Below are 25,400 nucleotides of genomic sequence, written 5' to 3'. Positions count from 1 at the left end.
AAATTTTAATTTATTTTAAAATATTTTTCACTGCTAACTCCAAAATATATTAATTAAAAATGCATGATGATAATAAACGTATAGCTAAAAATACGCTTTTTTTATATTCACGAATGATATTTTCATTGGTAATAAGTTTTTACACTTCTCGTCTAATTCTAGAGACATTAGGAGTTGAAAATTATGGAATTTATAATATTGTTGCGGGAGTCATAGTTATGTTCGGATTTCTAAATGCGTCGATGAGTGGAGCAACATCTCGATTTCTAACATTTGAACTTGGTAAAGGAACTAAAGAATCTTTGTTTAAAACGTTTACAGCTGCGTTATCTGTTCATTTTATAATTGCTGGTATCATTTTACTTTTGGCGGAAACTGTAGGATTATGGTGGTTGAATAATAAAATTGTTATTAATCAAGATAAATTATTTGCTGCACAGTGGGTATATCAATTTTCGGTTATAAGTGCTATTATTAGTATAATTCTTGTTCCTTTTTATGCAATGATTATAGCACATGAAAAAATGAATATTTCTGCCATTCTTGAAGTTGTCAATAGTTTGCTAAAATTAGGTGTTACTATACTTCTAATTTTTGTTAATTACGACAAATTGATTTTATATTCCTTTTTACTTTTATGTGTTGCGGTTATTATAGCAATATCATATATAATTTGTTGTTTAAGAATTTTAAAAAATTATAAGTATAAACTAGAATGGGATAAAACCATTATTTATCCAATGTTGAATTTTTCTGCATGGGATTTATATGGAAATGTCAGTGTTATTGCTAAAACTCAAGGTGTAAATATGCTACTTAATTCTTTTTTTGGTGTATTTTTAAACGCTGCTTATGGAATAGCGAATCAGGTTCAAGGTGCAATTACAAGCTTCTCAAGTAGTTTTTTATCAGCAGTTCAACCACAAATCGTAAAATATTTTGCATCGGGTGAATTAAATCGAATGAAAAATTTAATGAACAATTCAACAAAACTTGCTTTTATCTTAATTTTTTTATTAGAATTACCCTTCATTTTAGAATGTAATTTTATATTACACATATGGTTAAAAGAAGTTCCAAATTATACATTGATATTTACTCAACTAAATTTAGTATCAAATATAATTTATGTTGTTAGTACTCCAATGCTTTTTGCTATACATGCAACAGGAAGGATAAAAAGTTTAAGTTTTATTTCCGGAACAATATATTTAATGGTTTTACCATTCTCTTATGTCTTCTTTAAAATGGGATTTTCACCTATTATCCCATATATATTAAATGTTATCATGATGATAATTTATTATTTCTCAATAACAATTGTTTTGCAATATTTACTTCCACAACTTTCCTATAAATTTATATCGTTAAAAAATTTATTTTTGTGTTTAATAGCTGTGTGTTTTGGGTCTGTAATACAGATATATTTACATTATTTATTAACAGAAGGTTGGATTAGATTACTATTAGTTTGCTTTTTATCTATACTGTTAATTCCTCTATCAGGTTATTTTATATTATTTGATAAACCTATGAGAATAAAGATATTTAATTTATTAATGAATAAACTTAATTTTATTTTAAAAATATTTGAAAATAAATCTATATAAATCACTTATACCAATGACTAAATTTTTAATTGATATTTTAATAATTATTTATTTATTTTTTTGTTTTTTAAAAATACAATATAAAACAATAGGCGATAAATGGGATATTTTATTATTATTTGAAAACCATTACAAAGCATTGTTGCTATTTATTATAAGTTGGTACTTTATTTCAGAAAAAACTGGATTATATAAATTAAAAAAAAGCAATTTTTTAGAAACAATAAGAAAAGTATTAATACAAGCAATAATATTTACATTTATAGTATTTACTGTTTCAGGATTAAAAAGTAAATATTTATTTAATAATTATATAACATTATTGTATAACATTTCAATATTTATATGCATATCCATACATCATATTATTGCTGATAAATTTCAAAATAAGAAATTTTCAAGGGTTGTATTTATAGATACTAATAACAATACAAACAATTTTATAAAGCAATACTTTCATGGTGAAAAAATGTATAATTATGGAGAATTTGTTAAAGCTCCCCAAGAAAAAAATCAATTTAAATATGATTTCGATAAATTATATTCATTCGTAAAAGATCATAACATAAACACTTTATTTTTTTCATTAAATGGAGAATTATGTAAAGAAGTTGAGGACGCCATTATCAAATTTTCAGAAAGTAAATATTTAATTTATATTATTCCAGATATATCCTATGAGTTTTATAATAATTCAATTATAAGCTATTACGGAACTTTTCCTATATATATTTATAGAAGAAAATCAAATATATTTAATAAAATTTTTAAAAGAATATTTGATGTTGTGTTTTCACTAATTTTTATCACATTTGTTTTAAGTTGGTTAATGCCAATATTAGCCTTGATTATTAAAATTACTTCTAAAGGACCAATTATATATAAACAGGAAAGAATAGGGTTAAATGGCAGACCATTTAAAATAATGAAATTTAGATCAATGTATGTTGATGCGGAGCATAGTGGTCCAAAATTAGCTACAGATTCAGACCCGAGAATAACATCTATAGGTAAAATCATGAGAAAATACCGGATTGATGAATTTCCGCAATTTATTAATGTATTGAAGGGAGAAATGTCAATTGTAGGCCCACGTCCAGAAAGAAAATTTTTTATAGATAAAATAATAAAATTAAATCCTAATTATAAAAAATTACATAAAGTAAAGCCCGGTATAACTTCCATAGGGCAAGTATATTTCGGCTATGCCGAAACAGTTGAAGAAATGTCGCAACGATTAAAATATGATTTATTGTACCTTCAAAATGAAAATTTCTTTTTTGATATAAAAATTATATACTTAACTATAGTTGTCATGATTCAAGGTAAAGGCAAATAAATGTAAGTGATAAGTAAGTAAAGCTAATCATCAGTTACTGATGATTAGCTAAAATAAAATTGAATTCTAATTAGGATGAACAAGTGTCATTATAACTACTCGGTTCCAATCATTATTAGGATAAGGTTGAATTGAATCACCCTTTCCAATTGATATGATACGATCTTTAGATATTCCGTATTGTTTGATTAGTTTGTTTTCAACAGATTTAGCTCGTTTAATAGAAAGTACTTCATTGTATTTTTTTGTTCCTGTTTTGCTGTCACATATACCAACAATTTCAACGATACAATCTTCATTATTTTTAAGGAAATCAGCAATATTATAAATTATAGCCTCTTGTTTAGAATTTATGATACTGCTATTAATTTTAAACTGAATAGGATAAGGATTATTTTTAATTATAACCTCCCTAGAAATTTCAACCTTTGGTGGAACATTTTTAATTTTATCAAGATATTCAGCTAAAAGTTTATTCCCATTATTTAAACTATCTATTTGATTAGTTAATTTATTTACTAATTCATTATTATAAGCATTATCAACAACATGTACCTTATCTGCTTTTTCAAAAATTTGTTTACCACCTAAACCTAAAATAAAACCTAAATTCACAGAACCGATTCCATCCCAATCTTGTTTTTTATAAGATTTTGTCCATCTTTTTGGGTATTTGGAATCGTTAAACTTTGATTGAACAGCTTGGGCAGAAATATCTAAACTTATCGCAAAATTTTTATTAATTCGAAAAGTATTTAACAAACCAAGTAAAATAACCGGAGAATTATTATCGATTGCATTTCTATCAGTTCCTATACCAGCACCTGCATACGATATCAAACTATAGGTTCTAGCGTCTTTATACCCATAAAATAAGCTGGAAAGATCTAACATCGCGTCAGCATGAACTGTTATATAGTAACCACTAAGCATGTGATGTATTAATTTAGGGTCTAGGGTACTTATATCAACCGGATTTCTATTTTCATCAAAAACGGGTATTCCATTTGGATTGAATGTATGTTTTTGACCACCTTGAAACGTCAATCTTGCCCCAACTAGTGGTGAAAACCATTTGCCGACACTTATATGAGACGCCCATGTAAGACGATCAATAAAACTAGCTTCTTTGAATTGTTTACCTCCAAAAAACATTCCGCCACCACCGCCAATATTTATAAACCAATTATCCCAAAAACGATTTGTTAGATACCTCGGATAGGGTTTATCGTCTTGTGAAAATAAAAATGAAGTGCTTACAAAGAAGTAAAGAACTATTATTATCTTTTTCATAAAAATATATTTTTTTTAAATTTAATATTTATATTAATTTTATACAAATATTATATATAAATTTAATAATACGCAAACAATAAAAATAAATAAATTTTATGATTTTAAATATAGGTACAAAAATTAAATGTTTTAATTTATGGGAATGACATGACTTTTAATTTATTTAGAAAATCTTAAAAGTTGATATCGATTTAAAATAAGTAATTATTATAATATTGAAAATAAAAAAGGTTACATACTATGTAACCTTAAAGTTATATTAAATTTTAAAATTGATAATTTTAATACAAATAATGACTATTTATTTATCAAACTTTCAATAATATTCCATATATCGTTTCCAAATACCAAAATCATTAATCCAAGAAGTATAAATATACCCACCATTTGAACCTTTTCCATCGTCTTATCACTTAATTTACGACCGGTAATCATTTCAGCAATGGTAAATAAAGCATGACCTCCGTCTAAACCTGGAATCGGTAATAGATTTAAAAACGCAAGCCATATAGAAAACATAGCGGTAAAACTCCAAAATTGTCCCCAATTCCATTCAGGTGAAAATGCTTTATATAGTCGTAAAGGACCGCTTACTTGTTTATAAGCTTCTGTTTTTGGATTAATAATAAGTTTGAATTGTTTTATTTGAACCAATAACATTTCCCAAGACAATACTGGCGCCCTTTTAAAGGCATCTACAAAATTATATTTTTTATATGCAGTTGCATGTTTTAAATTCGAAGCACTAGGAACAAAACCTAAAATGGCGCTATCAGGAACAAAAAGTTTTTCATTTATATTTTGTCCGTTTCGATATATCCCTAAAGTTACACTGTCATTTTTATGTTTAGAAAGTTCTAATCTAAATTCATCAATATACTTAATAGGTTGCTTGTTGAAACTAGTTATAATATCCCCTATTTTAAGATATTTTGAAGCAAGTGAATTTGGTAAAATCGATTCAACATCGGCAATTATTCTCGGAGAAATAAAGCCTCTGCCTTCCTGTTTTAAAACATCCCTTTTTTCTTCAGGGAGGAGGTTAAATTTAATGATTTTTCCATCGCGCTTAACCGTTACATGATCCCCGAATAAAAGAGAAACAGGTAAATAATTAAAAGTTGGAATCTCTTTATTATCAACTTCTAATATAATATCACCATCTTTAAATCCCAATTTTTTTCCTACATCAGAAAATGCATATCCGTCTTTTAATTGATCCGTATTAATAGTTTGTTCACCCGTAGTCATTAAAATACCGGCATATATAATGATAGCCAATAGGATATTCACAAAAATTCCGGCAAGCATTATAATTAAACGTTGCCAAGCCGGTTTAGAACGAAATTCCCAAGGCTGAGGTGGACTTTTCATTTGCTCAGTATCCATGCTTTCATCAATCATGCCTGCTATTTTAACATACCCCCCTAACGGCAACCAACCAATACCATATTCAGTATCACCTATTTTCTTTTTGAATAAAGAAAACCATGGATCAAAGAATAAATAAAATTTTTCAACCTTTGTCTTAAAATATTTTGCCGCTAAAAAGTGTCCTGCTTCATGAAAGACAACTAAAATAGATAAACATAATAATAACTGGGCAATTTGGATAAATATATGCATATTCAAAATAAAACTTAGTTTGCAAAAGTAAGAAAATTTATTCTATTGAAATTTTATGATAAAAATAAAAATATTCATTAACTTTAAGCTGTATAATAAAAAATTAGGTTATGAAAACAATGATAGTCCCTGTAGATTTTTCAGCAACTACCAAATATATTTTGAAAGAAGCTGTCATCTATGCCAAAGCTACCGGAAGTAAAATGTGCCTTTTACATGTTGCCAGTTTAGATTTAGGTTTTATTATAGGGGATATCGGTTTTCAATATCTTCCGGAATTGGAGGAAGCAGGTATGAAGGAAGAAACCAGACAATTGGTAGAATATGAAAAATCAATAAAAGAACAAGGCATTGAAGTTGAAATTGTTATAAAACAAGGAACTCCTGCAGATATAATTTTGAAAGAAGCAGAATCCAGAAAAGCTAATCTCATCATTATGGGGTCTCATGGAAGAGGTTTACTTATGGAAGCAATCCTTGGCAGTGTTTCAAAAAACGTTATTAATAAATCTAAAGTACCCATTCTTATAGTTCCTCCCAATCAACATCAACATCATCATGAAAATTAATCTTTTATGATGGTTCATTTATCTAACATTAAAAATTATATACTTCAAACTTTGATATTTAGTCAATATCATTATATTTGCGGCATAGTAAAGATAGTTATATATGGAAGAAATTAAGATTCTGGATAAAACTTTTACCCCTTTTATATCTTCGGAAGAAATAGACCATTCCATACAAAGGATGACCAATACTTTGTATGAAGAATACAAAGACACCGTCCCCGTTTTTATAGGGGTGCTCAACGGAGTTATTATGTTTTTCAGTGATTTTTTAAAAAATTATAAAGGCAACTGTGAAATAGGTTTCCTTCAGTTGTCTTCTTACAAAAGCGGAATGCAAAGTTCAGGAACTGTTGATTTAATTACAGATATGACTGTAGACATCACAAACCGAGATATAGTAATACTTGAAGATATTATTGATACCGGTAACACCTTGGAATACCTTTATAAATTACTTGAAGTAAAACCGGTGAAAAGCATTAAAATTGCAACTTTGTTTTTTAAACCTGATGTTTATAAAAAGGATCTAAATATAGATTTAATAGGAATGAATATACCTAATAAATTTGTTATAGGATATGGGTTGGATTATAATGGTTTAGGAAGGAATTTTAAAGACTTATACCAATTAAAAGGAGAATAAACAGAATTTCAAATATGAATATAATTGTTTTATTTGGCCCTCCCGGGAGTGGAAAAGGGACTCAAGCAAAAATTTTAGCAGAAAAGTTTCACTTAGAACACATTTCCACCGGAGACTTATTCAGATATAATATAAAGAATAATACGAAATTAGGTCAAGAGGCTCAAACCTATATAAACCATGGAAAATTAGTGCCGGATGAACTTACAACAGAAATGTTGATAGATGAACTTAAAAGAAATTCAAACAAAAAAGGGTTTATCTTAGATGGATATCCAAGAACTAAAAGCCAAGCAGAAGCCCTTGATGAATTATTGGATTCTATATTTCAAACCCGAGTAGATGTAACGTTAGCCCTTTATGTAGAAGATGAAATTCTAGTTAAAAGAATTTTAAAAAGAAGTGAAGAAAGCGGTCGTTCAGATGATGCAGATGAAAGCATAATTCGTAACAGAATTAAAGAATATTATGAAAAAACAGCCGTTGTTTCCAACTATTATAAAGAACAACATAAACTTGTTGAATTAGATGGAGAGGGAAGTATTGAAGATATAACCGCAGAACTGTCTAAAGAAATAGAAAAGTTTGTATAAAAAATACATGTAACACATACAAATAAAAGGATTATTATGAAAAATGATAATCCTTTTTTTATAAAAAAATAAAAGATATATGCAGTCGAATTTTGTTGATTATGTTAAAATTTTTTGTAAAAGCGGACACGGTGGCGCCGGTTCTGCACACCTTCATAGAGCAAAATATATCCCTAAAGGTGGCCCTGATGGAGGAGATGGAGGAAGAGGGGGACATATAATTTTACGTGGTAATGCTCAACTATGGACCCTTTTGGCTTTAAAATATTCCAAACACAATAAAGCAGAAAATGGTAAACCCGGAGGAAAACAAGAATTAACCGGAGCTAATGGAGCGGATTTGTATATCGAGGTTCCCGTAGGAACTATTGCTAAAGATGAAAGCGGAACTATTGTTGGAGAAATAACTAAAGATAAAGAAGAGATAATTTTACTTGAAGGAGGAAAAGGAGGGTTAGGAAATTCACACTTTAAATCATCAACCAATCAAACACCGCGATATGCTCAACCCGGATTGCCCGGTAAGGAAGGTAATTTTATTTTGGAATTAAAATTATTAGGTGATGTAGGATTAGTTGGTTTTCCAAATGCAGGAAAATCAACATTGTTGTCTGCTTTAACATCTGCAAAACCGAAAATAGCCGATTATGCTTTTACCACCTTAGTACCTAATTTAGGAATCGTTAAATACAGGGATTTTCAATCTTTTGTAATTGCCGATATTCCGGGTATTATTGAAGGAGCATCCGAAGGAAAAGGATTAGGATATAAATTTCTAAGACATATAGAAAGAAATTCAATTTTATTGTTTTTGATTCCGGCTGATGCAAAAGATTATTACCAAGAATATAAAATCCTGTTAAATGAGCTGAATAAATATAATCCGGAATTAAATGATAAAGATCGAGTAATTGCAATTTCAAAATCAGATTTACTGGATAAAGAATTGGAGGATGAAATAAGGAAGACTTTTCCTGAAAATTTCAAATTATTATTTATTTCTGCCGTAACCGGAGAAAATTTAACTCAATTAAAAGACGAACTTTGGAAATTATTACATCAGTAATAATTTATGTATCATAAAAACATTATATAAAAAGAATTGCAACTTTTTAATAAATTTAAAAAGTTGCAATTCAAACTACTAATTAATTATATATCAATAACTACATTTCTTATTCCATTTTAAATCCTCTACGATAGATTCTACCATAAGGATCTACATATCTTACAGAAACCGTTCCTTTATAATTTTTTAATATTTTTTCAATGTCTTTTTCACTATTAACAGGCTTATCGTTTACTTCCATTAAGATATATCCTTCACCAATGCCTGCTAATTTCAATTTTCCGTTAGAATCGATTCTGGTTACAACAATACCGGATTCTAAACCGTAATTAACCTTTTGGTCATCAGTCAATTCTTGAAATTCAGCACCCAACTTTTCGGCGACACTTAAATCGTTCTTCGTTTTAACTGAAGTCCCCCCTTTAGCATCTTTAATTCTAACATTGAAAGATTTATACGAATTATCTCGTATAACGGTAACCTTTACTTGGTCACCCGGTCTTTTTTCACCAATAACTCCCGAAAGAGTAGGGAAGTTCTTAATATTTGTTCCGTCAATTTGCTTGATAATATCTCCTTTTTTCAAGCCGGCATCTTTTGCTCCTCCGTCATTTTGAATATCAGTGATAAGTACACCTTCTTGTGATTTATAGTTGGTTTTATTTTGAGAATTATATTGCTTAACTGCAGAATCATCACTTAAGTCAAGAGCACCAATACCCAAATAACCCCGTTGAACCAAACCGTATTTGCGAATATCTTCCACAACTTTTTTAGCTATGTTAGAAGGAACAGCAAAACTGTACCCTTCAAATGTTCCGGTTCCGGAATGAGAAGCAATTGCTGTATTAATACCAATTAAATCACCGTTGGCGTTTACTAAAGCACCTCCGCTATTCCCGGGATTTACTGCCGCATCGGTTTGAATAAAAGATTCAATAGGACTTCTGGAATTGGAACGCAAAAGATCTAAACTACGACCTTTGGCTGAAATGATACCCGCTGTAACTGTTGAAGTTAATCCAAAGGGATTTCCTACAGCTAATACCCATTCTCCAATTCTCACATTATCGGAATTATAGAAATTTAAAAAGCTTAGCCCTTTTTCATCAATTTTTAACAGAGCAATATCGGAGTTGATATCCGTTCCTACTAAAGTGGCTGTATATGTTTTTTGATTATTAAGTGTAATTTCTATTTTATCAGCTCCATCAATCACATGATTATTGGTAACTATATAACCATCACTAGAAATAATTACTCCCGAACCTAACCCGTTAGGAGAATCTTTTGGAGTTTGTTGTTGTCTTTGTTGCCCTTGAGAATTAAAAGGATCTCCAAAAAAGAAATCAAAAGGATCTAAGGATCTGCGTTGTTGCTGCACATAGGAAGAATAACATTTTACACTCACTACTGCATTCACGGTTTTTTCTGCTGCGATGGTTAAATCGGGAGGATTTAATCCAACTACGCTATTGGTAGAAGCTGAAGTAAAATAAGCTTTTTCGTTATGAGTAGGATTTTTAAATATTTCAAAATCATTTAAATTCGGATTTTTGGATATAGAGGTAACTGCACCTGCAGAAATTAATCCCCCTATCGCACCTACTAAAATATAAGAACCTATTTTTTTAATTTCAAACTTATTTTTTTTCATAGTACAATTTAATTTAAATAAATACTGGATTTTTTTATTTCAAAAGTAATACCAAATTTCAATTATTTTGTTGCTTTAACGGTTTTTAACAAGAAATTAATCTTCTTTTATATGGTTTATTAATTTTTTCACTTTTCATATTGAGAAATGAACATACTAAACAATTCTTTATAAATTACTACTAATTGCCAATAAAGTTTATAAATTTGTAACTAATAATTGTAAAACTAATGAAAAATATTTTATCCATCCAATCTCATGTAGTGTATGGTCACGCAGGAAACAGCGCAGCTGAATTTCCCATGCAGCGTTGCGGCGTTAGAGTATGGTCATTAAATACGGTGCAATTTTCCAATCATACACAATATGGACAATGGACGGGTGAAGTAATGACAGCCAAACATTTATTGGATATTGTTCAAGGAATCGACAACATCCATCAGTTGAAAAAATGCGATGCAGTTTTAAACGGATACATCGGTTCTCCCGAACAAGGAAAATCAATTTTGGAAATAGTTAAAAAGGTTAAAAATGAAAATCCAAATGCCGTTTATTTTTGTGACCCCGTTATGGGACATCCGGAAAAAGGCTGTATTGTAGCTCCCGGAGTGTCGGAATTTTTTAAAAATGAAGCAATGGGAGTAAGTGACATTATGGCACCTAACTTATTAGAGTTGGAAATTTTAACCGATCGAACCATTACTTCGGTTGCGGAAGTAGTTTCTGCAGTTGATGTAATTCACAGTAAAGGGGTAAAAACTGTATTAGTTAAACACTTAAGCAGGGCAGGCTATCGTTCAGATAAATTTGAGATGTTATTGTCTACTTCAGAAGGAAAATGGCATATATCAAGACCTTTAGTAGATTTTGGTGTTCGTCAACCGGTTGGAGTAGGGGATCTTACTTCCGGTTTATTACTGACCCATATGTTAATGGGGAAAAATTGTAAAGAAGTATTAGAACATACGACTGCTGCTGTTTATGCCGTAATGCTGGAAACTCATAGACAAGGAGAGTATGAATTGCAATTGGTAGCAGCACAAGATGAAATCGTAAATCCGACTCAAATGTTTGAAGCTGTAAAATTATAATTGATAGTTAGGGTAAGCTATTATTTAAGACGCATATCTTTTTTACCGCAAATTTTAAATTTTAATAAGCATATTTGTGTAAAGAATAAACCTTTTATATAAAAAAGGTTATAAAGCATTTCTATATATTAGATTCATTTATATTATTCTGGATAATCTTAAGAATAGAAAATAAATCATTAAGTTGTTTTTCAGTTAGTCCTTTTGCAACTTCTTTTGCATATTGCTTTGCTATGTCTTTAGCATTATGTAAAAGTGTAATTCCTTGCTTAGTAATTAATATAATTTTTTTCCGACGATCTTTTTCTGCATTAACTCTGCTTACCAAATTTTTTTTTTCTAAAATATCAATGGATCGGGTGATGGCAGAATTATCTCTGTGTATTTTTTCTGATATTTTCTGCATGGATATTCCTGTAGTATGTTCCGTTAATAAATCTAAAATAATAAATTGTTCGGGAGTAATGTCTAACTTATTGGTAGAAAATTTTTTATTTAATAGATTCCTGTGCAGATTTTCTGTATAACTTAATTGGTAACCGATCGAATTTTCTTTTTCAGAGTTAGTCATTGATATCCGAATTATATTTTATTTATATATAAATTTTTAAAATGCAAAGGTAATTAATATTATTATAGGATTAAAGAACAAAAAGAAGATAACAATAAAAAGAACCCTTAAAAAAATAAAGGTTCTTTTAGCAATTTTATTAAAAAATTAAATTTTCTCAATGGTAAATCCGGCTTTTTTTACTGCATTGACAACTTCTTCTTCCGTAGCACCCGCTAAGTCTACAGTCAAGATTTTATCCGGATTAGCTGTGTCAACTTCCCATTTTGAAATACCTTCTACTTTAGACAAAAACGGGGTTACTGCTTTTACGCAACCTCCACAATCTATATTAGTTTTAAACTTTAATTCATTTTTCATATTTATTGTTCAAATTTATTTGATATCTCAAATGTACTCTATAATTAATGAAAGTAAATTATATAATTATGGAAACTTTTTATATAAAGTATATTCGATACTAATCAATAATACAAATTTTACTGTCAATAAATTATATAATTCCATTATAATAAAAAAGGTAATCATTAGGTTTTCAAACTATTTTTTAAGTTCAGTATCAGAAATTTAAAAAATATATTTCTATTATATCACTCACAATAAATTTTATCTTTGTTATATGTTAAAAGAATATTCAATAGCAAATATCTTAGGGGTACCGAATCATTTCATTTCGTATTTTGTGGGAACATTTGAAGGAACAGAAGATCCGGATATTGAATGGCCTCATCGACATTCCTTCTATTCTCTGGTTTGGTTTACACATGGAAGCGGATTTTATGTTGTCGATTTTCAAGAGTATCCCATAAAGCCCAACCGTATTTTTCTTGTGAATACTAAACAGATACATAATTGGGAATATTCTTCTGACAGCAAAGGATATATTTTGATGGTGGATGCTTGCCTGGGCTTGGAATTGGGTATTAATAATCATAGGACATTTGTAGATATTCCAACTTCATATATACAAATTATGGAAAGCTGTTTTATGAACCTTATTCATGAATTTGGATTTAAAGATGAAGTAGCCGATACAACTATAAAATTAGGAATTCCCTATCTCTATTCCATACTTAACAGATTGTCATTTAAAAAAGAAACAAACTTTCATCATACTCTTTTAGACGATTTAAAAATGGTAATTTTTGAAGAAAATTTTAAAACATCATCCATTGAAGATTACGCTGAAAAATTGAAAGTTACAACTCAAGAATTAAATGAAATTTGTAAACAATACAAAGGCATTTCTTCCAAACAATATATTATAGATATTAAAATTACAGAGGCCAAACGATTATTGCTATTTAGTGAGAATAATGTTAACGAGATAGCTTATAAATTAGGTTTTGAAGATCCCTCTTATTTTTCACGTATTTTCAAAAAGAAAACAGATTTCTCTCCTTCAACCTTTTTGGAAAAGTACCGAAAACAGAAATAAAAGTCCTATCTGTAGAGTGTTGATCTCCGGTATCTTTGCTTAAAAACAAAATGAAAAAATTACTTACCGTATTAGTGGTATTTATATTAACATTAAATAGTTATGCGCAAATGGAAAAATCAGAACGTTACCAAAAAGGTTGGGAAAAATTAAAAGAAATTGATGGAGAAGCCGGAATCAGAACTGTTGAAAGTTTAAAAGATATTTCACCGGAATTAAGTAGATTTATTATTGAATATTCGTTTGGAGAAGTGTATAGTTTAAAAGCACTGGATAATAAATCAAAAGAAATAGCTGCCATCTCATCTCTCATGGCACAGGGAGCCATACCTCAATTAAAAGTCCATTTACATGGAGCCCTACAAGTAGGTTGTTCCATAAATGAAATAAAAGAGGTTATTTTGCAAATGTCGGTATATTGTGGATTTCCAAAATGTATTAATGGAATGAATGCATTTAGAGAGGTCCTTAAAGAAAGAAAAGAAAAAGAAATCAAAGATGAAGAAGGTAAAAAAGCTTCTAAAAATGAGACAGACCGATATAAGTTAGGAGCTGATTATTTAGCTATGTTGAAGAAAGAACAAGAAGATATTTTGAAAAAGTCATATCGAGACATTTCTCCGGAGTTGGTTAATTTTGTTATCGAATATGGATATGGAGATATTTTTTCAAGAGATAATTTAGATAAAAAATATAGACAAATTGCCACCATAGCAGCTTTAGCAACATTGGGAAATGCACAATCTCAATTAAATTTTCATATAAAAGGAGCATTGAATATAGGTTTAACTCCTGATCAAATCAAAGAGGTAATGCTACTTATGACAGTCTATGCAGGATTTCCTGCTTCTATAAACGGAATAAATATTCTTAAAGAAGTTGTTTATAACAAATAAGATACACTTTAACTGCTATATTTTATTAATTACACACACCAAGTCTTAAAAATTTAAATGATAATAGTTTAAATTTTAATCTTAACAACCGCTAAGCCTTCTGATTGTTTAATTCATTCAGAATGGCTTACTTTTAAATTACCAATTCAAAAATTTTTATAATGCCCTCGACTATAAACTTTGTATTCCTTACTCTTCTCAAAAAAATTTATAAGTATTTACGGAGTTAAATCATAAAAAAATACAGACATATAATCGCTGCTCAAAAAATTGAATACGTATATGCCTGTACGTGTTTTAAAGATAAAAATTTATATGAGAACTATTTATTCATTAATCAACGTGATTATTATGGTTTCTTACAACGATCCATCCGGTAAATTGTCTTCCGTCAGCAATATCAATAACATACCAATAGGAAGTAGTAGGTAATGGTCTGCCCAAATAATATCCATTCCATACAAAGCATGAATTAGAACTTTGTGAAAATACAACTTTACCATATCTGTCAAAAATTTTGATATGAGAAGGAAGTGAGTCGAAATTTTCCAAGCCGCATAATCTCCATGCATCATTAAGATTGTCTCCATTGGGAGTTATCACATTATTTATCTTAAATAAAACTCCTTTCTTTTCAGGTGAATAACAACCGTTTGCCAATGATCTTACATAGAAAGTATATATCCCCGGTTTTAGATTATAAAATGTATTATGGGATTGCCAATTTTTATTATCCATAGAATATTCCAAAGGAGCATCCCCTTCGGCAATTACTGTTATATAATCATTACCTTCCTTTAAATCTGTAATTCTCGTTTTAGCATATTCGGTTACATGAGTGGTATAAGTATACTTACAACCGTTTTTACCGGTAATGGTTACCGTATAAATACCTGCTTTATATATGGTTATTGTATGTTTATCATATCCTTTTACTCCGGTATTCCATTCGTAAAAATCCTCAGGATTTTTTGTATCCGCTACTAGTTCAAGAGTTCCATTCGGACATATTTTTAGGTTCTTTTGTAATGTACTTACTGGAACCGGTAAAACCTTAAGATTTATTACACTTAGAGCCGGACAGTAATCGGGAGATGAAACTCGGACGTATACTTGGTCCTTAAAAGGTACAATATTTTTATAATTATATGGATCTACAATAGGATTGGTTTGGTTTTTAGCATCGTTTAAAGTGCTGAAATATTCAAAAGTAGCCTTTGGATCTTTAGTTATGGATGAGTTCATGGTAGTGATATTGAAAAATGTTAATCCATCAAAGTCATCATCACAACTTTCAATTTCCATGGATTGAGTTGATACCTTAATTTTATCTTTTGTGTACAAGGTCACAGTTCTGATTGAACTGCACCCGTATTTATTGGTTGCTTTCAGTACTATTTTTTCATTAAAGCTTTTTACTGTGTATTGATGTATATTTTTGATCTTATTGATGTCTTTAACAGCATCTTCCTGAGAATGATAATAGGAAAATGTATACCCGTCGGGGTTAAATATTACGGTATAGCGAAGATCATCTAAATCTACTTTATATATATCGTCAAAATCTGTATCACAAACTAAATATTTAGCATTTATAAGTTTAGGAAGAGGTTCTAAATTAACTTCTAAATATCTAACCGTATAACAACCGGTAGAAGGATTATCCATCCGTACCCATACATAATCTTTTGCTAAGGTAACAGAATAACGTTCAGGATTTTTTATGAGCGTATGGCTGTCTCTATTATTAGCTCCTTCCTCGGTTTTGTAATAATTAATAGTTAAATTTTGGCCCGAGGTAATTAAAACATCAGATATATAGTTGGTTAAATTAACATATTCTTGCATATCTGATCCCTCATCGCAAATATGTATTTTTTTATTTTGAGCTAACACTTTTTCTGCACTTTTAAAAGTGATTTTTGCAATGGAAAAACATCCTGAAGAATTAGTAATTCTTACATAAATGGTAGTAGGAAATGGTTGAATGACATATTCATTTGTATTGGAAATACTAAATTTATCTGCATACGCATTTTCATATGAAGTATAATATGAGTATTGATAATTTGATCGGGAAGCAGTTACTAAATCTTCTTCATATAAGGTTAAATCGACGATTTCAGTATCATCGGCATTATTATCGCATATTTCAACAATTTTATCTTTAACTACAGGTGAAGATTGTAACGTAAAACCTAATTTTTGAATGATTTGGCATTCTTTACCTGAAGAGATTTTAACATATAGTTGAGTTGAATTTTTTATAATATGTTTTATAATAGTATTGATGTTGTTTAATGCATCTTGTTCATTTAAAAAATAGGAGAAAGTAAAACTTTGCGGATTGGTAACTATATGAGAGTTTAATTCACTTAAAATTACTTCTTCCTCATTATCATTACTAAAGTCACAGATATCCAAGTTATATTTTAAAACAATAGGAAAAGGATTTAACTTTATTTTTAAAGGCTTTATTTCACAACATTTTGATTTTTTGTTGGTAAAACGAACATATAGTGTAGTAGTATTGTATAAGGCGAATGCAGTAGGATCTAAAATTTTTTCATTATTGTTTTGATTTTGAGCTCCTTCTGCCGTTAAATAAAACTCTACGGAAATTTGTTTCGTATCTACTCCGCTTTCTGCAATCACCGGAATTAAATTTACTATTTTGTTATGGCTATTGTCTGTATCACAAACCTCAATAATTTTCAAATCAGGAACTGTTACCGATTCCAATAAACGTATTTCTACAGGAATAATACTTGGACAACTGTTTTCATAATTAGTTCTAACATATACTTTATTATTACTTATACTTATAGGATAGGGTTCTATAGCGGAAATCGGATGTATTTCTTTGAAAGCATCCTGTTCAGATTTGTAGAATTGAACAGAACTGTAATCGGTTAAGCCTAAAAAATTAATTAAATCGTTTAAATAATAATTTTCAATTCCATCATTACCTCTATCGCATAATGAAATTTTTTGTGTTTCAGATACCTCTAAAGATTTTAAAAAGAGATTAATCATATAGAAATATTTGCATCCATCATCAACATTAACTTTGACATAAATGGTTTTGGGTCCGGTGATGATAGTTTCAGTTACCGGATTAATTTCATTGTTATAGTCATCCAATGTTTCATAAAATGCGATTGAAGATGGTGGATATCCGGCAAGAAAAATAGGTCTTAACGTATTAAGGTTAAAATTAACTTTACCTGAATTATTAATATCGCAAACATTATAAGATGGCCTTTTTTCAATTTTATCTCTAATCTCCAATTTTATTTCTCGAATAAAATCGCATTTAATCTTTTTATCATAAAAACGAACATAAATAATTGAAAATGGATAATTAACTTTAAAATTTTCTAAATCAGTAATTAACAGCAAACTATCTTTATCTATAGCTCCTTGCCAGGTAGTGTACATTCCATAAAGATCTATATCGTGTTCTTTTTTCATTAAATAATAATAGTCTAAAAGATTCACCTTTATATCTTGGGAATTATCATCACACACGTATTTAAGTAAGTTTTCTACTAAAGACTTTTTAAAAGTAAAAGTTAACGATGATATAGAAGAGCAATAGCCCGGACTTGAAATGGTTATAAAAATTTTCTCTCCATTGGTCACATAATAATTATTAGGATTTACTATAGGATTTATATTTTGTAAAGCATCAGATTCGGAAGTAAAATAACTAAAAGAAAGATTATCATATCCCGTAATCGAGGCTTCATAGGATCTCAAATTATAAATTTCTCGTCCTTTTAAATCTTCGTTACAAAGTATAATTTCTTGAGGTTTGGAAACAATCGTTTTTTGAAATTTGAAAGTTACAGGAATGATAGAAAAGCAATCTTCAAAGTCTTTATTACTTGCTTTTGCATAAACGGTTACCGCAGAAGAATGCGAAAGGGTACTAATGGGATGATTTCCGTTTAAAGCATTAGTATAGGAATCATAAAAATCAAGGTTCATCCATTCTTCATATCCATTTATTTGATTTGTATAATTGTTTAAATATATTATTTCAGAATTCTGGTCATCATTATTGCAAATAATAATTGGTTCCATTTCTTTTAGGGAAGGTTTTCTTTTCATGTGAATGGTAATCACCGAGGTCGAATAACAATCTTTACCCTTTGAAGCTCGTAAATAAAAGGAGTTTGAATTAGAAGTAATCGGATAGGAATTTAAACCTGTCAAAGGATATTGACCTGAATGGGCATCTTCTATATTCTGATGTAAAGTGGTAATGACATCGGGAGCAGATTCAGAAGCTTCTTTCATCAATTCTTCTAAATTAATAACTTCATTTGGGATTATACCTTCAAAACATTTATTTACCTCTAAGTCTTTCACTTTTGGAAAGTCAGAGGCGAAAATAATTCGGAATTCATCATTTAGGGTAATCGGAGTACAACCGGCATAGGATAGGTTCACAGAATAAGTTGTTGAATTTTTCGGATTAACTTCCGATGAAGGAAGAAGGGTTTGATCGGCATCTTTCCATTCAATTTTAGGAACAGTAGGAGTACCTTGCGGAGCAAATCTCCATGCTTCATGATAGGCTTCCCAGATTCCTGTATTTCTTTGATCGGGTGAAACTCCTTCAGATCCATCAGAATTAGTGATTCCGATAAGTGCTCTTTTTTCATTTCCTATATCACAAGTTAACGGTTTCTCTTTTACATAGACTTCGATAACATTAGTAGTTTCATAAAGTATTATTTGCACGGTCGATTTTGAGTCTTCGCAACCGAAATGATTCATATTATAATAATTTATGATTGTTTTTCGAAAAGGAATCATCCCTGTCGTATACATGGTGATTTTACCGCAATCACGAGTACATCCAAATACATCACTATCATTGGTCATATCATGATATGCCCCGAATATGGTATTATGCATTAAATTAGGATCGGGGATAGATCCTGCAATGGCATAAGGACATTCAGTTCCCGCATATTGGGTATCAAAACAGATGACTCCGTTATCACCTAAAATAATAGAGTTAAAAGTATTACCGTAAAAACAAAAATTAAAAGGGAGTTCTTGTGCGTTGCTCCATTTATCATCACTGTCAATGATAACTTCTTGACCTTCAGAGAATGTTCCCACCGGATTAAAAGGAATAGAGGTTACAGCATAGGAAGACGTGTTTTTTAGTTCCGGATATTCAGCCTTCAGTAAAATTTTATGATTTTCATTGAATTTATAATTACAATCAATAGTAACAGGACTTTTCAGGCCATTATGATCTTTTATCGTCACCGAAGGGGTTGTCATAATTTGGGCAGGAATTGAATTAAAAATTCCTAAGAATAATAAAATGAAAAAACGGTATGGAGCCTGTGTGCTCATGTACTTTTTTAATGTTAATGTTAGTTTAACAAAGTTAACAATTATTAACATTTAATTTTATATAATTATAAATTTTTTTTCAAATAAAATAAATTATTATGAATAAAAATCAATAATGTTTAAATATTTAATAAATTTTATGCAATAAAATTATATAATATATAATTTTATAAAATGAGTTAATATAATAGATTGTTTTTTTTATTTCTAATAGGAAAAATCTAAAAGCTTGATTACTGTTTTTTACCTTTATAAACGGGAGTTCAGTTCCTAAATTTGTAAAAAATCTATATTGAAATAGTTTAGGTATTAACTTTTTTTTATTTGTTTTTATAAAGATTCTTTTCAGTCAATTTGTTACCTTTGTTTAACATTTTTAACAAAAAAAAATAATATAAAAATAGTTTTATTATGCCAGGATATGAGCTTTGGGGTGAAGAAGAAAAAAAACACCTGAACGATGTTATTGAAAGTGGTATTCTTATGCGTTATAACTTTGAATCCGCAAGGAATAATCATTGGAAGGCAAAAGAATTTGAACAGGCCATTCAAAAAAGAATGCATGTAAGCCATGCACAACTTACCAGTAGTGGTACAAGTGCTTTATTAACGGCTTTGAATGCTGCAGGAGTTGGGGCGGGAGATGAAGTGATACTTCCAACCTTTACCTTTGTGGCCAGTTTCGAGGCGGTATTAAGCGTGGGAGCCATTCCTGTTTTGGTTGACATTGACGACACGTTAACCTTAGATCCCAAAGCTGTAGAAAAAGCCATATCTTCCCGAACCAAAGTAATTATGCCCGTACACATGTGTGGAGCTATGGCAGATATTTCCGCATTGAAAGAATTGGCAAAAAAAAATAAATTATTACTAATCGAAGATGCATGTCAAGCATTTGGAGGTACTTATAGAGGTAAATATTTGGGAACTATAGGAGATTTAGGATGCTTTTCATTTGACTTTGTTAAAACCGTAACTTGTGGAGAAGGAGGAGCTGTAGTAACCAATAAGGATGAGTACTATGTACATGCCGATCAATATACGGATCACGGACATGATCATATCGGAAATAATAGAGGTGCGGAAAATCATCCGTATTTAGGATTAAATTACAGAATTTCTGAGTTACATGCCGCTGTAGGTCTTGCTCAATTTGAAAAATTAGATCAAATACTTTCCATACAACGTAAAAATAAAAAAGTATTGAAAGATGCGTTGAGGGAAGTAGAGGGTGTTAATTACAGACGAGTACCGGATGAAGCGGGAGATAATGCTTCTTTTTTAAGTATATTTTTACCTAGCCAAGAATTAGCAAAAAAAGTATCGCTTGAATTAAGCACTAAAGGTATTGGCAATGCTTATTGGTATGATAACAATTGGCATTATATCAGAAAATGGGATCATTTGAAATTACTGAAATCGTTAGCCCCTCTTTATAAAGAGCACAAAGAATTGTTACCAAATTATGCCAATGCAGATTATTCTCAATCAGATGAAATTATCAGCAAAACAGTAACTATTCCTATTTCCTTATTGTGGAATGATGAAGAATTAGCTAAAAAAGCAGAAATTATAAATTCTGCCGTTTCAAGCATTTTAACTAAAAAATAAAATTAGAATATATTTTTATAAATAGAAAAGCTGCTTTCTAATTAGGAAGCAGCTTTTTATTTTAGTGTAATTTTAATTGTTAGATCTATTGAGAAAATTCATTCGTTAAAGCTTTGCTTCTATAAAAGCCCAAGATAATAAAAATAACACCAAAGAAAACTATTTTAAATAAGGAGAAAGAATAATTTTTCCACATTAAGTTGATCCAATTTGAAAAAGGAATTTCCCCTGAGAATAAGAATTTAGAAGTATAATGATTATCTACAAAACAATGAAGTATAAAATCTACCAACACCATTACGAGAGAAAATACTAAAGTAAAGATAATGATATATCCAATTTTTCCTAAAGACTTAAAAATAGTTTCTTCAATACGTAAATAATTTTTTTTCTTATTCATATTTTATTTATCTAATTTATGGCGTTTGTCAATCTCAATAATTTCTTTTGTCCACAAAACCTCCTTATCAAAAAGATATTTACGATACGGACAATTGGTTTTTGTACAAATTTTGCATGAAATAGATTCACAGCAATCATCAACGTGAACAAACATTTCAAAACTGTTGCCAAAGTTATCAATAATTATCTTTTTAAGCGCATCTAATTCTTTATGAGCTTCCCTTACATTAAAATACCAGGGCAAGGTTAAATGACAGTCCAGATGTAAGCTGCTTCCGTATTTTATAAACCGTACATTATGAATATCAATCCAATTTGGATTTCTGTTCTTATTTAAAGTTTCAACTAATTGAACGATCAATTCTTCATCGGCTTCATCCATAATTCCCGCATAGGATTTACGAATAATTTTAACCCCGGTAAAAATAATAATTAAAGCAAAAATCAGGGCTATCACGCTATCCATCCAATATATTTTAAAAAAATACATGACAAAAAGACCCAGTACAAGTCCTAAGGTGGAATACGTATCTGATTTTAAATGCTCTCCTCCCGAAATTAAAGCCAAAGATTTATTTTTTTTACCTTTCTTAATGGCGGCAACTCCCATAATATAGTTCACCAGTCCGGTCACGGCAATTAAAAGAATTCCAAAGTCCAGTTTTCGTATTTCATGAACGTTGAAAATATTAAGTACCGATTCATAAATAATTAGCACACCGGCTACGGTAATAAGACTTCCTTCAATCCCGGCCGAAATAAATTCAATTTTACCGTGTCCGTAGGGATGGTCTCTGTCTTTGGGTTTGGAAGATAGGTAAAGGCTGTATAATGAAAATAATCCGGCAGCAACATTAATAATACTTTCCAACGTATCGGTTAAAATCGCTATGGAATGGGTAAGCTGCCATGCAATAACTTTAATAATAAATAAAGCCGTTCCGACAATAACCACAATTTTCTGAAAAAAATAATTTTCTTTTGCAGGGGTATTCATGTATTAGTGTATTACATTTATAATGGCGAATGCCTGGCAGTGCAAAGGTACATCTTTTGTTTGATTAATACTGATATTATTCTTGAAAATTTAAAAGTTGACTTCTATATAATACAAAATGCCATTGATACAATAGATTTTATTCTATAAAATGAAAATATTTTGGATTTTTAGTATAAAGATTCAGAAAGTCCGGTAATTGAATTTCTGTTAATTCACTATCTTTGCAGGCTCTAATAAAATCAAATGGATTTAAAAGGACATTTTAAAGCAAATATTAAATTAGCATTACCTGTTGTAATTACTCAATTGGGACAAGTTTCCGTGAATTTTATTGATATTATTATTATAGCAAACTTAGGAGAAAGAGCCGTAGCCTCATCCTCATTGGCAACCAGTTTGTTTTTCATTTTCTTGGTTTTCTTGTTAGGGTTTTCCTATTCCATGTCGCCTCTTATATCTTCATCTGTTGCCAATGGAAACACAGACCGAGTGAAAAAAATATTCACTCACGGAATGGTTTTGAATGTATCTTTGGCCTTAGGGGTCATTCTTTTACTTGAGTTGTGCTCACCTTTGATGTACAAAGCAGGACAAGATGTATCCGTAATTCCCGACGCAATTACTTTTCTTAATATAAGCGCATGGAGTTTATTGCCTCTAATGATTTTTCAATCTTACAGACAATTTTCTGAAGGTATTTCCATGACTATTTTAGTTACCATCGCAACCATCATATCTAATATTGTAAATGTAATCTTGAATTTCGGATTGATATACGGATATTGGGGATTGCCGGAAATGGGATTGCAAGGTTCTGCAACGGCAACTTTAATAGCGCGTATTTTAATGATGTGTATTATTATAGTGGTTTTATATACTAACAAAAAATCATTATTTTATTTAAAAGGGGTAAAATGGAAAAATTTTCAAGCGGCCTATTTTCGTAAGCTTATTTCCATAGGGTTGCCTTCTTCATTACAGTCTTTATTTGAAATAAGTTCGTTTGCCCTTGCTGCATTTATTGCAGGAATGCACAGTTATTTAGATACTTCTGCCCATTCGGTAACATCCAATTTGGCTTCTATAACCTTTCAAGTATGTACCGGTTTTGGTGTGGCAGCAACCGTTAGAGTAGCCGGATATTATGGAGTAAAGAATATGGCGGATCTAAAAAAGGCAGGGATGGCAAATATTTATTTGGTTGTCGGTTTTATGACGATATGCGGTATACTTTTTATCATTTTTAAAGATCAACTTCCGTTAATATTTTTTGATAAAAGTAAAACCGAAGTTATTGCTATTGCTTCACGATTGGTGATTTTAACAGCCCTATTCCAAATTTTTGACGGTATACAAGTGGTGAGCTTAGGCTGTTTACGTGCCATGAGAGATGTGAAAATTCCGACCCTTATTTGTTTTATAGCGTATATTATCTTAGCTATTCCCATAGGATACTATTTATGCATTCAACAAAAATTGGGAGCTGTGGGAACCTGGATCGGTTTGTGTATCGGGTTAGGATTTGCTGCCGTTATGTTGTTATGGCGTTTTCATATTCTTACGAAAGATAAAAAGAAATTTAACCATTGATTTTACTTTATTTAGAAAATAGTTCTAAATTACTTTCTATTAAAAGGGAAGAGGCTTTACCTGCATTAAAATCGCAAGTACTGGAAATTTTTTCTAAAATAAATTCGATTGAAAATGCTGTTTTGGGTTTGTTTGTTGATGCTTCAATGGAGATTAGAATTCAATCGTACAACAAATATATTTGGAAAGTTGAGGTCATGGATTTGCTTAATTATAAAATGTTTTTGTATTATTATTCAACCCAAAGGGTGCAACAACTAATCCAAGATATTTTTAAAGTATAATTGCGTATTCCAATTTCGTTAGTCTTCGACAAATACCTATCTAAAAATTCAAATTCAAGATGTGGAAGAAGTTTTTTTATTAATTCCAAAAGGTTATAAATATCAATCCGTATTTCTTCTTCTTCCTTTGAACCTTGATTTTCCAAAGAAAACAAATGCGTTTGACAAATATTTAGTATTGAAAGAATAGTAAACCCTAAATGTTTATAACTTCCGATACTTGCATATTCACAGTGTTTAGCATGATCTTTCTTTAAATCATCAATCAAATCTTGTATGTGTTTATAAGGCTTGTGTTTCATATTTTAATTATATTTATACAAGCAAAGTAACGATACCTAGATAAGATAAATAATTATAAAATGTTAATTCGCACAACAACCGAAGAATATCTTATTTAATTCGTATAATTTTATATTTTTGTAAACAGATAAAACGAAACGGACCGGCAAACAAAAATTTGAAATTAAGTAAGCAGTTATAAAGTAACTAAAATCAGGAATAAATATAATTTATACTTTTTCACCTTCATTTTTCCTGAATAGTTTATTTCAAATAGAAAAACTACTTTATTAACCTATTGATAAGCCTTATACTCAATATCGCACCAGCGTATGTAGAATTAAATGTTATGACAAAGGAAAACAAATTGGTTTAGAAGATAATATTTCACGTTTTGAACTCATATACATAAAAACGGAATCCTTAAACTTGTTAGGCAATTCATATT

The 25,400-nt window shown here is 29.9% G+C and carries 21 protein-coding genes; 12 read left to right on the top strand and 9 right to left on the bottom strand.

The annotated features are described in order from the left end of the window. Window positions 1-59: 59 nt before the first annotated feature. Window positions 60-1,610, top strand: coding sequence for a lipopolysaccharide biosynthesis protein (locus tag GYM72_RS05685; protein ID WP_220263730.1), 1,551 nt, complete (start codon window positions 60-62; stop codon window positions 1,608-1,610). A 13-nt stretch (window positions 1,611-1,623) separates the two neighbouring features. Then, entirely contained in the window at window positions 1,624-2,949 is a 1,326-nt protein-coding gene (locus GYM72_RS05680) for a sugar transferase (RefSeq protein WP_220263729.1), read from the top strand. Window positions 2,950-3,015: 66 nt separating this feature from the next. Here the strand turns inward: GYM72_RS05680 and GYM72_RS05675 are convergent, their stop codons facing one another. Together GYM72_RS05675 and rseP are read right to left on the bottom strand one after the other, a co-directional pair. Then, window positions 3,016-4,242: an OmpA family protein gene (locus GYM72_RS05675; protein WP_220263728.1), complete on the bottom strand. Its 1,227-nt coding sequence runs from the start codon at window positions 4,240-4,242 to the stop codon at window positions 3,016-3,018. Window positions 4,243-4,542: 300 nt separating this feature from the next. Next, window positions 4,543-5,871, bottom strand: coding sequence for an RIP metalloprotease RseP (gene rseP / locus GYM72_RS05670; RefSeq protein ID WP_220263727.1), 1,329 nt, complete (start codon window positions 5,869-5,871; stop codon window positions 4,543-4,545). A 110-nt stretch (window positions 5,872-5,981) separates the two neighbouring features. Between rseP and GYM72_RS05665 the strand changes: the two genes are divergently transcribed. From GYM72_RS05665 to obgE, 4 genes are all read left to right on the top strand, one after another. Then, entirely contained in the window at window positions 5,982-6,440 is a 459-nt protein-coding gene (locus tag GYM72_RS05665; protein ID WP_166006058.1) for a universal stress protein, read from the top strand. Window positions 6,441-6,543: 103 nt separating this feature from the next. Beyond that, entirely contained in the window at window positions 6,544-7,086 is a 543-nt protein-coding gene (hpt, locus tag GYM72_RS05660; protein WP_160564895.1) for a hypoxanthine phosphoribosyltransferase, read from the top strand. Window positions 7,087-7,100: 14 nt separating this feature from the next. Further along, the gene (locus GYM72_RS05655; protein WP_160543157.1) at window positions 7,101-7,679 is read left to right on the top strand and encodes an adenylate kinase; all 579 of its coding nucleotides are present in this window, start codon (window positions 7,101-7,103) and stop codon (window positions 7,677-7,679) included. A gap of 79 nt (window positions 7,680-7,758) precedes the next feature. Continuing rightward, window positions 7,759-8,745: a GTPase ObgE gene (gene obgE, locus GYM72_RS05650; RefSeq protein ID WP_220263726.1), complete on the top strand. Its 987-nt coding sequence runs from the start codon at window positions 7,759-7,761 to the stop codon at window positions 8,743-8,745. A gap of 109 nt (window positions 8,746-8,854) precedes the next feature. Here obgE and GYM72_RS05645 read toward each other — a convergent pair whose 3' ends face one another. After that, window positions 8,855-10,405: a Do family serine endopeptidase gene (locus tag GYM72_RS05645; protein WP_220263725.1), complete on the bottom strand. Its 1,551-nt coding sequence runs from the start codon at window positions 10,403-10,405 to the stop codon at window positions 8,855-8,857. Between the two features lie 230 nt (window positions 10,406-10,635). Between GYM72_RS05645 and pdxY the strand changes: the two genes are divergently transcribed. Continuing rightward, a complete protein-coding gene (gene pdxY / locus GYM72_RS05640; protein WP_220263724.1) occupies window positions 10,636-11,496 on the top strand; it encodes a pyridoxal kinase PdxY in 861 nt (286 codons plus the stop codon). Between the two features lie 121 nt (window positions 11,497-11,617). Here the strand turns inward: pdxY and GYM72_RS05635 are convergent, their stop codons facing one another. Then, on the bottom strand, window positions 11,618-12,067 hold the full coding sequence (locus tag GYM72_RS05635; RefSeq protein ID WP_220263723.1) for a MarR family winged helix-turn-helix transcriptional regulator: 450 nt from the start codon (window positions 12,065-12,067) through the stop codon (window positions 11,618-11,620). Window positions 12,068-12,214: 147 nt separating this feature from the next. Next, window positions 12,215-12,427 carry a heavy-metal-associated domain-containing protein gene (locus GYM72_RS05630; protein WP_160543152.1) on the bottom strand — a complete coding sequence of 71 codons (213 nt, stop codon included), beginning with the start codon at window positions 12,425-12,427 and terminating at the stop codon, window positions 12,215-12,217. 259 nt (window positions 12,428-12,686) lie between these two features. On the opposite strand from GYM72_RS05630, the gene GYM72_RS05625 reads away from it, so the two are divergent. Together GYM72_RS05625 and GYM72_RS05620 are read left to right on the top strand one after the other, a co-directional pair. Continuing rightward, window positions 12,687-13,505: an AraC family transcriptional regulator gene (locus GYM72_RS05625; protein WP_220263722.1), complete on the top strand. Its 819-nt coding sequence runs from the start codon at window positions 12,687-12,689 to the stop codon at window positions 13,503-13,505. A 50-nt stretch (window positions 13,506-13,555) separates the two neighbouring features. Beyond that, window positions 13,556-14,401, top strand: a complete 846-nt coding sequence (locus GYM72_RS05620) for a carboxymuconolactone decarboxylase family protein (protein ID WP_255571449.1) — start codon at window positions 13,556-13,558, stop codon at window positions 14,399-14,401. A 333-nt stretch (window positions 14,402-14,734) separates the two neighbouring features. On the opposite strand, the gene GYM72_RS05615 is transcribed toward GYM72_RS05620, so the two are convergent. Beyond that, on the bottom strand, window positions 14,735-19,783 hold the full coding sequence (locus GYM72_RS05615) for a T9SS type B sorting domain-containing protein (RefSeq protein ID WP_220263721.1): 5,049 nt from the start codon (window positions 19,781-19,783) through the stop codon (window positions 14,735-14,737). Window positions 19,784-20,194: 411 nt separating this feature from the next. Here GYM72_RS05615 and GYM72_RS05610 point away from each other — a divergent pair, with 411 nt between their 5' ends. Further along, window positions 20,195-21,394, top strand: coding sequence for a DegT/DnrJ/EryC1/StrS aminotransferase family protein (locus tag GYM72_RS05610; RefSeq protein WP_220263720.1), 1,200 nt, complete (start codon window positions 20,195-20,197; stop codon window positions 21,392-21,394). 85 nt (window positions 21,395-21,479) lie between these two features. Here GYM72_RS05610 and GYM72_RS05605 read toward each other — a convergent pair whose 3' ends face one another. Beyond that, window positions 21,480-21,794: a hypothetical protein gene (locus GYM72_RS05605; protein ID WP_220263719.1), complete on the bottom strand. Its 315-nt coding sequence runs from the start codon at window positions 21,792-21,794 to the stop codon at window positions 21,480-21,482. Window positions 21,795-21,797: 3 nt separating this feature from the next. Further along, window positions 21,798-22,793, bottom strand: coding sequence for a cation diffusion facilitator family transporter (locus tag GYM72_RS05600; RefSeq protein ID WP_220233236.1), 996 nt, complete (start codon window positions 22,791-22,793; stop codon window positions 21,798-21,800). A 246-nt stretch (window positions 22,794-23,039) separates the two neighbouring features. Here GYM72_RS05600 and GYM72_RS05595 point away from each other — a divergent pair, with 246 nt between their 5' ends. Continuing rightward, a complete protein-coding gene (locus GYM72_RS05595) occupies window positions 23,040-24,386 on the top strand; it encodes an MATE family efflux transporter (RefSeq protein WP_160556771.1) in 1,347 nt (448 codons plus the stop codon). Continuing rightward, window positions 24,383-24,670: a hypothetical protein gene (locus tag GYM72_RS05590; RefSeq protein WP_160543145.1), complete on the top strand. Its 288-nt coding sequence runs from the start codon at window positions 24,383-24,385 to the stop codon at window positions 24,668-24,670. Before GYM72_RS05595 ends, GYM72_RS05590 begins: the two co-directional genes overlap by 4 nt. On the opposite strand, the gene GYM72_RS05585 is transcribed toward GYM72_RS05590, so the two are convergent. After that, window positions 24,619-24,972: a hypothetical protein gene (locus GYM72_RS05585; protein ID WP_220263718.1), complete on the bottom strand. Its 354-nt coding sequence runs from the start codon at window positions 24,970-24,972 to the stop codon at window positions 24,619-24,621. The two genes, GYM72_RS05590 and GYM72_RS05585, sit on opposite strands and share 52 nt — an antisense overlap. Window positions 24,973-25,400 lie beyond the last annotated feature (428 nt).

Origin of the sequence: Apibacter sp. ESL0404, assembly GCF_019469245.1 — a bacterium.
In the GTDB taxonomy this organism is placed as follows: domain Bacteria; phylum Bacteroidota; class Bacteroidia; order Flavobacteriales; family Weeksellaceae; genus Apibacter.
Note: the sequence above shows the minus strand (reverse complement) of the source record. Positions and strands in the feature narration are given on the sequence as shown.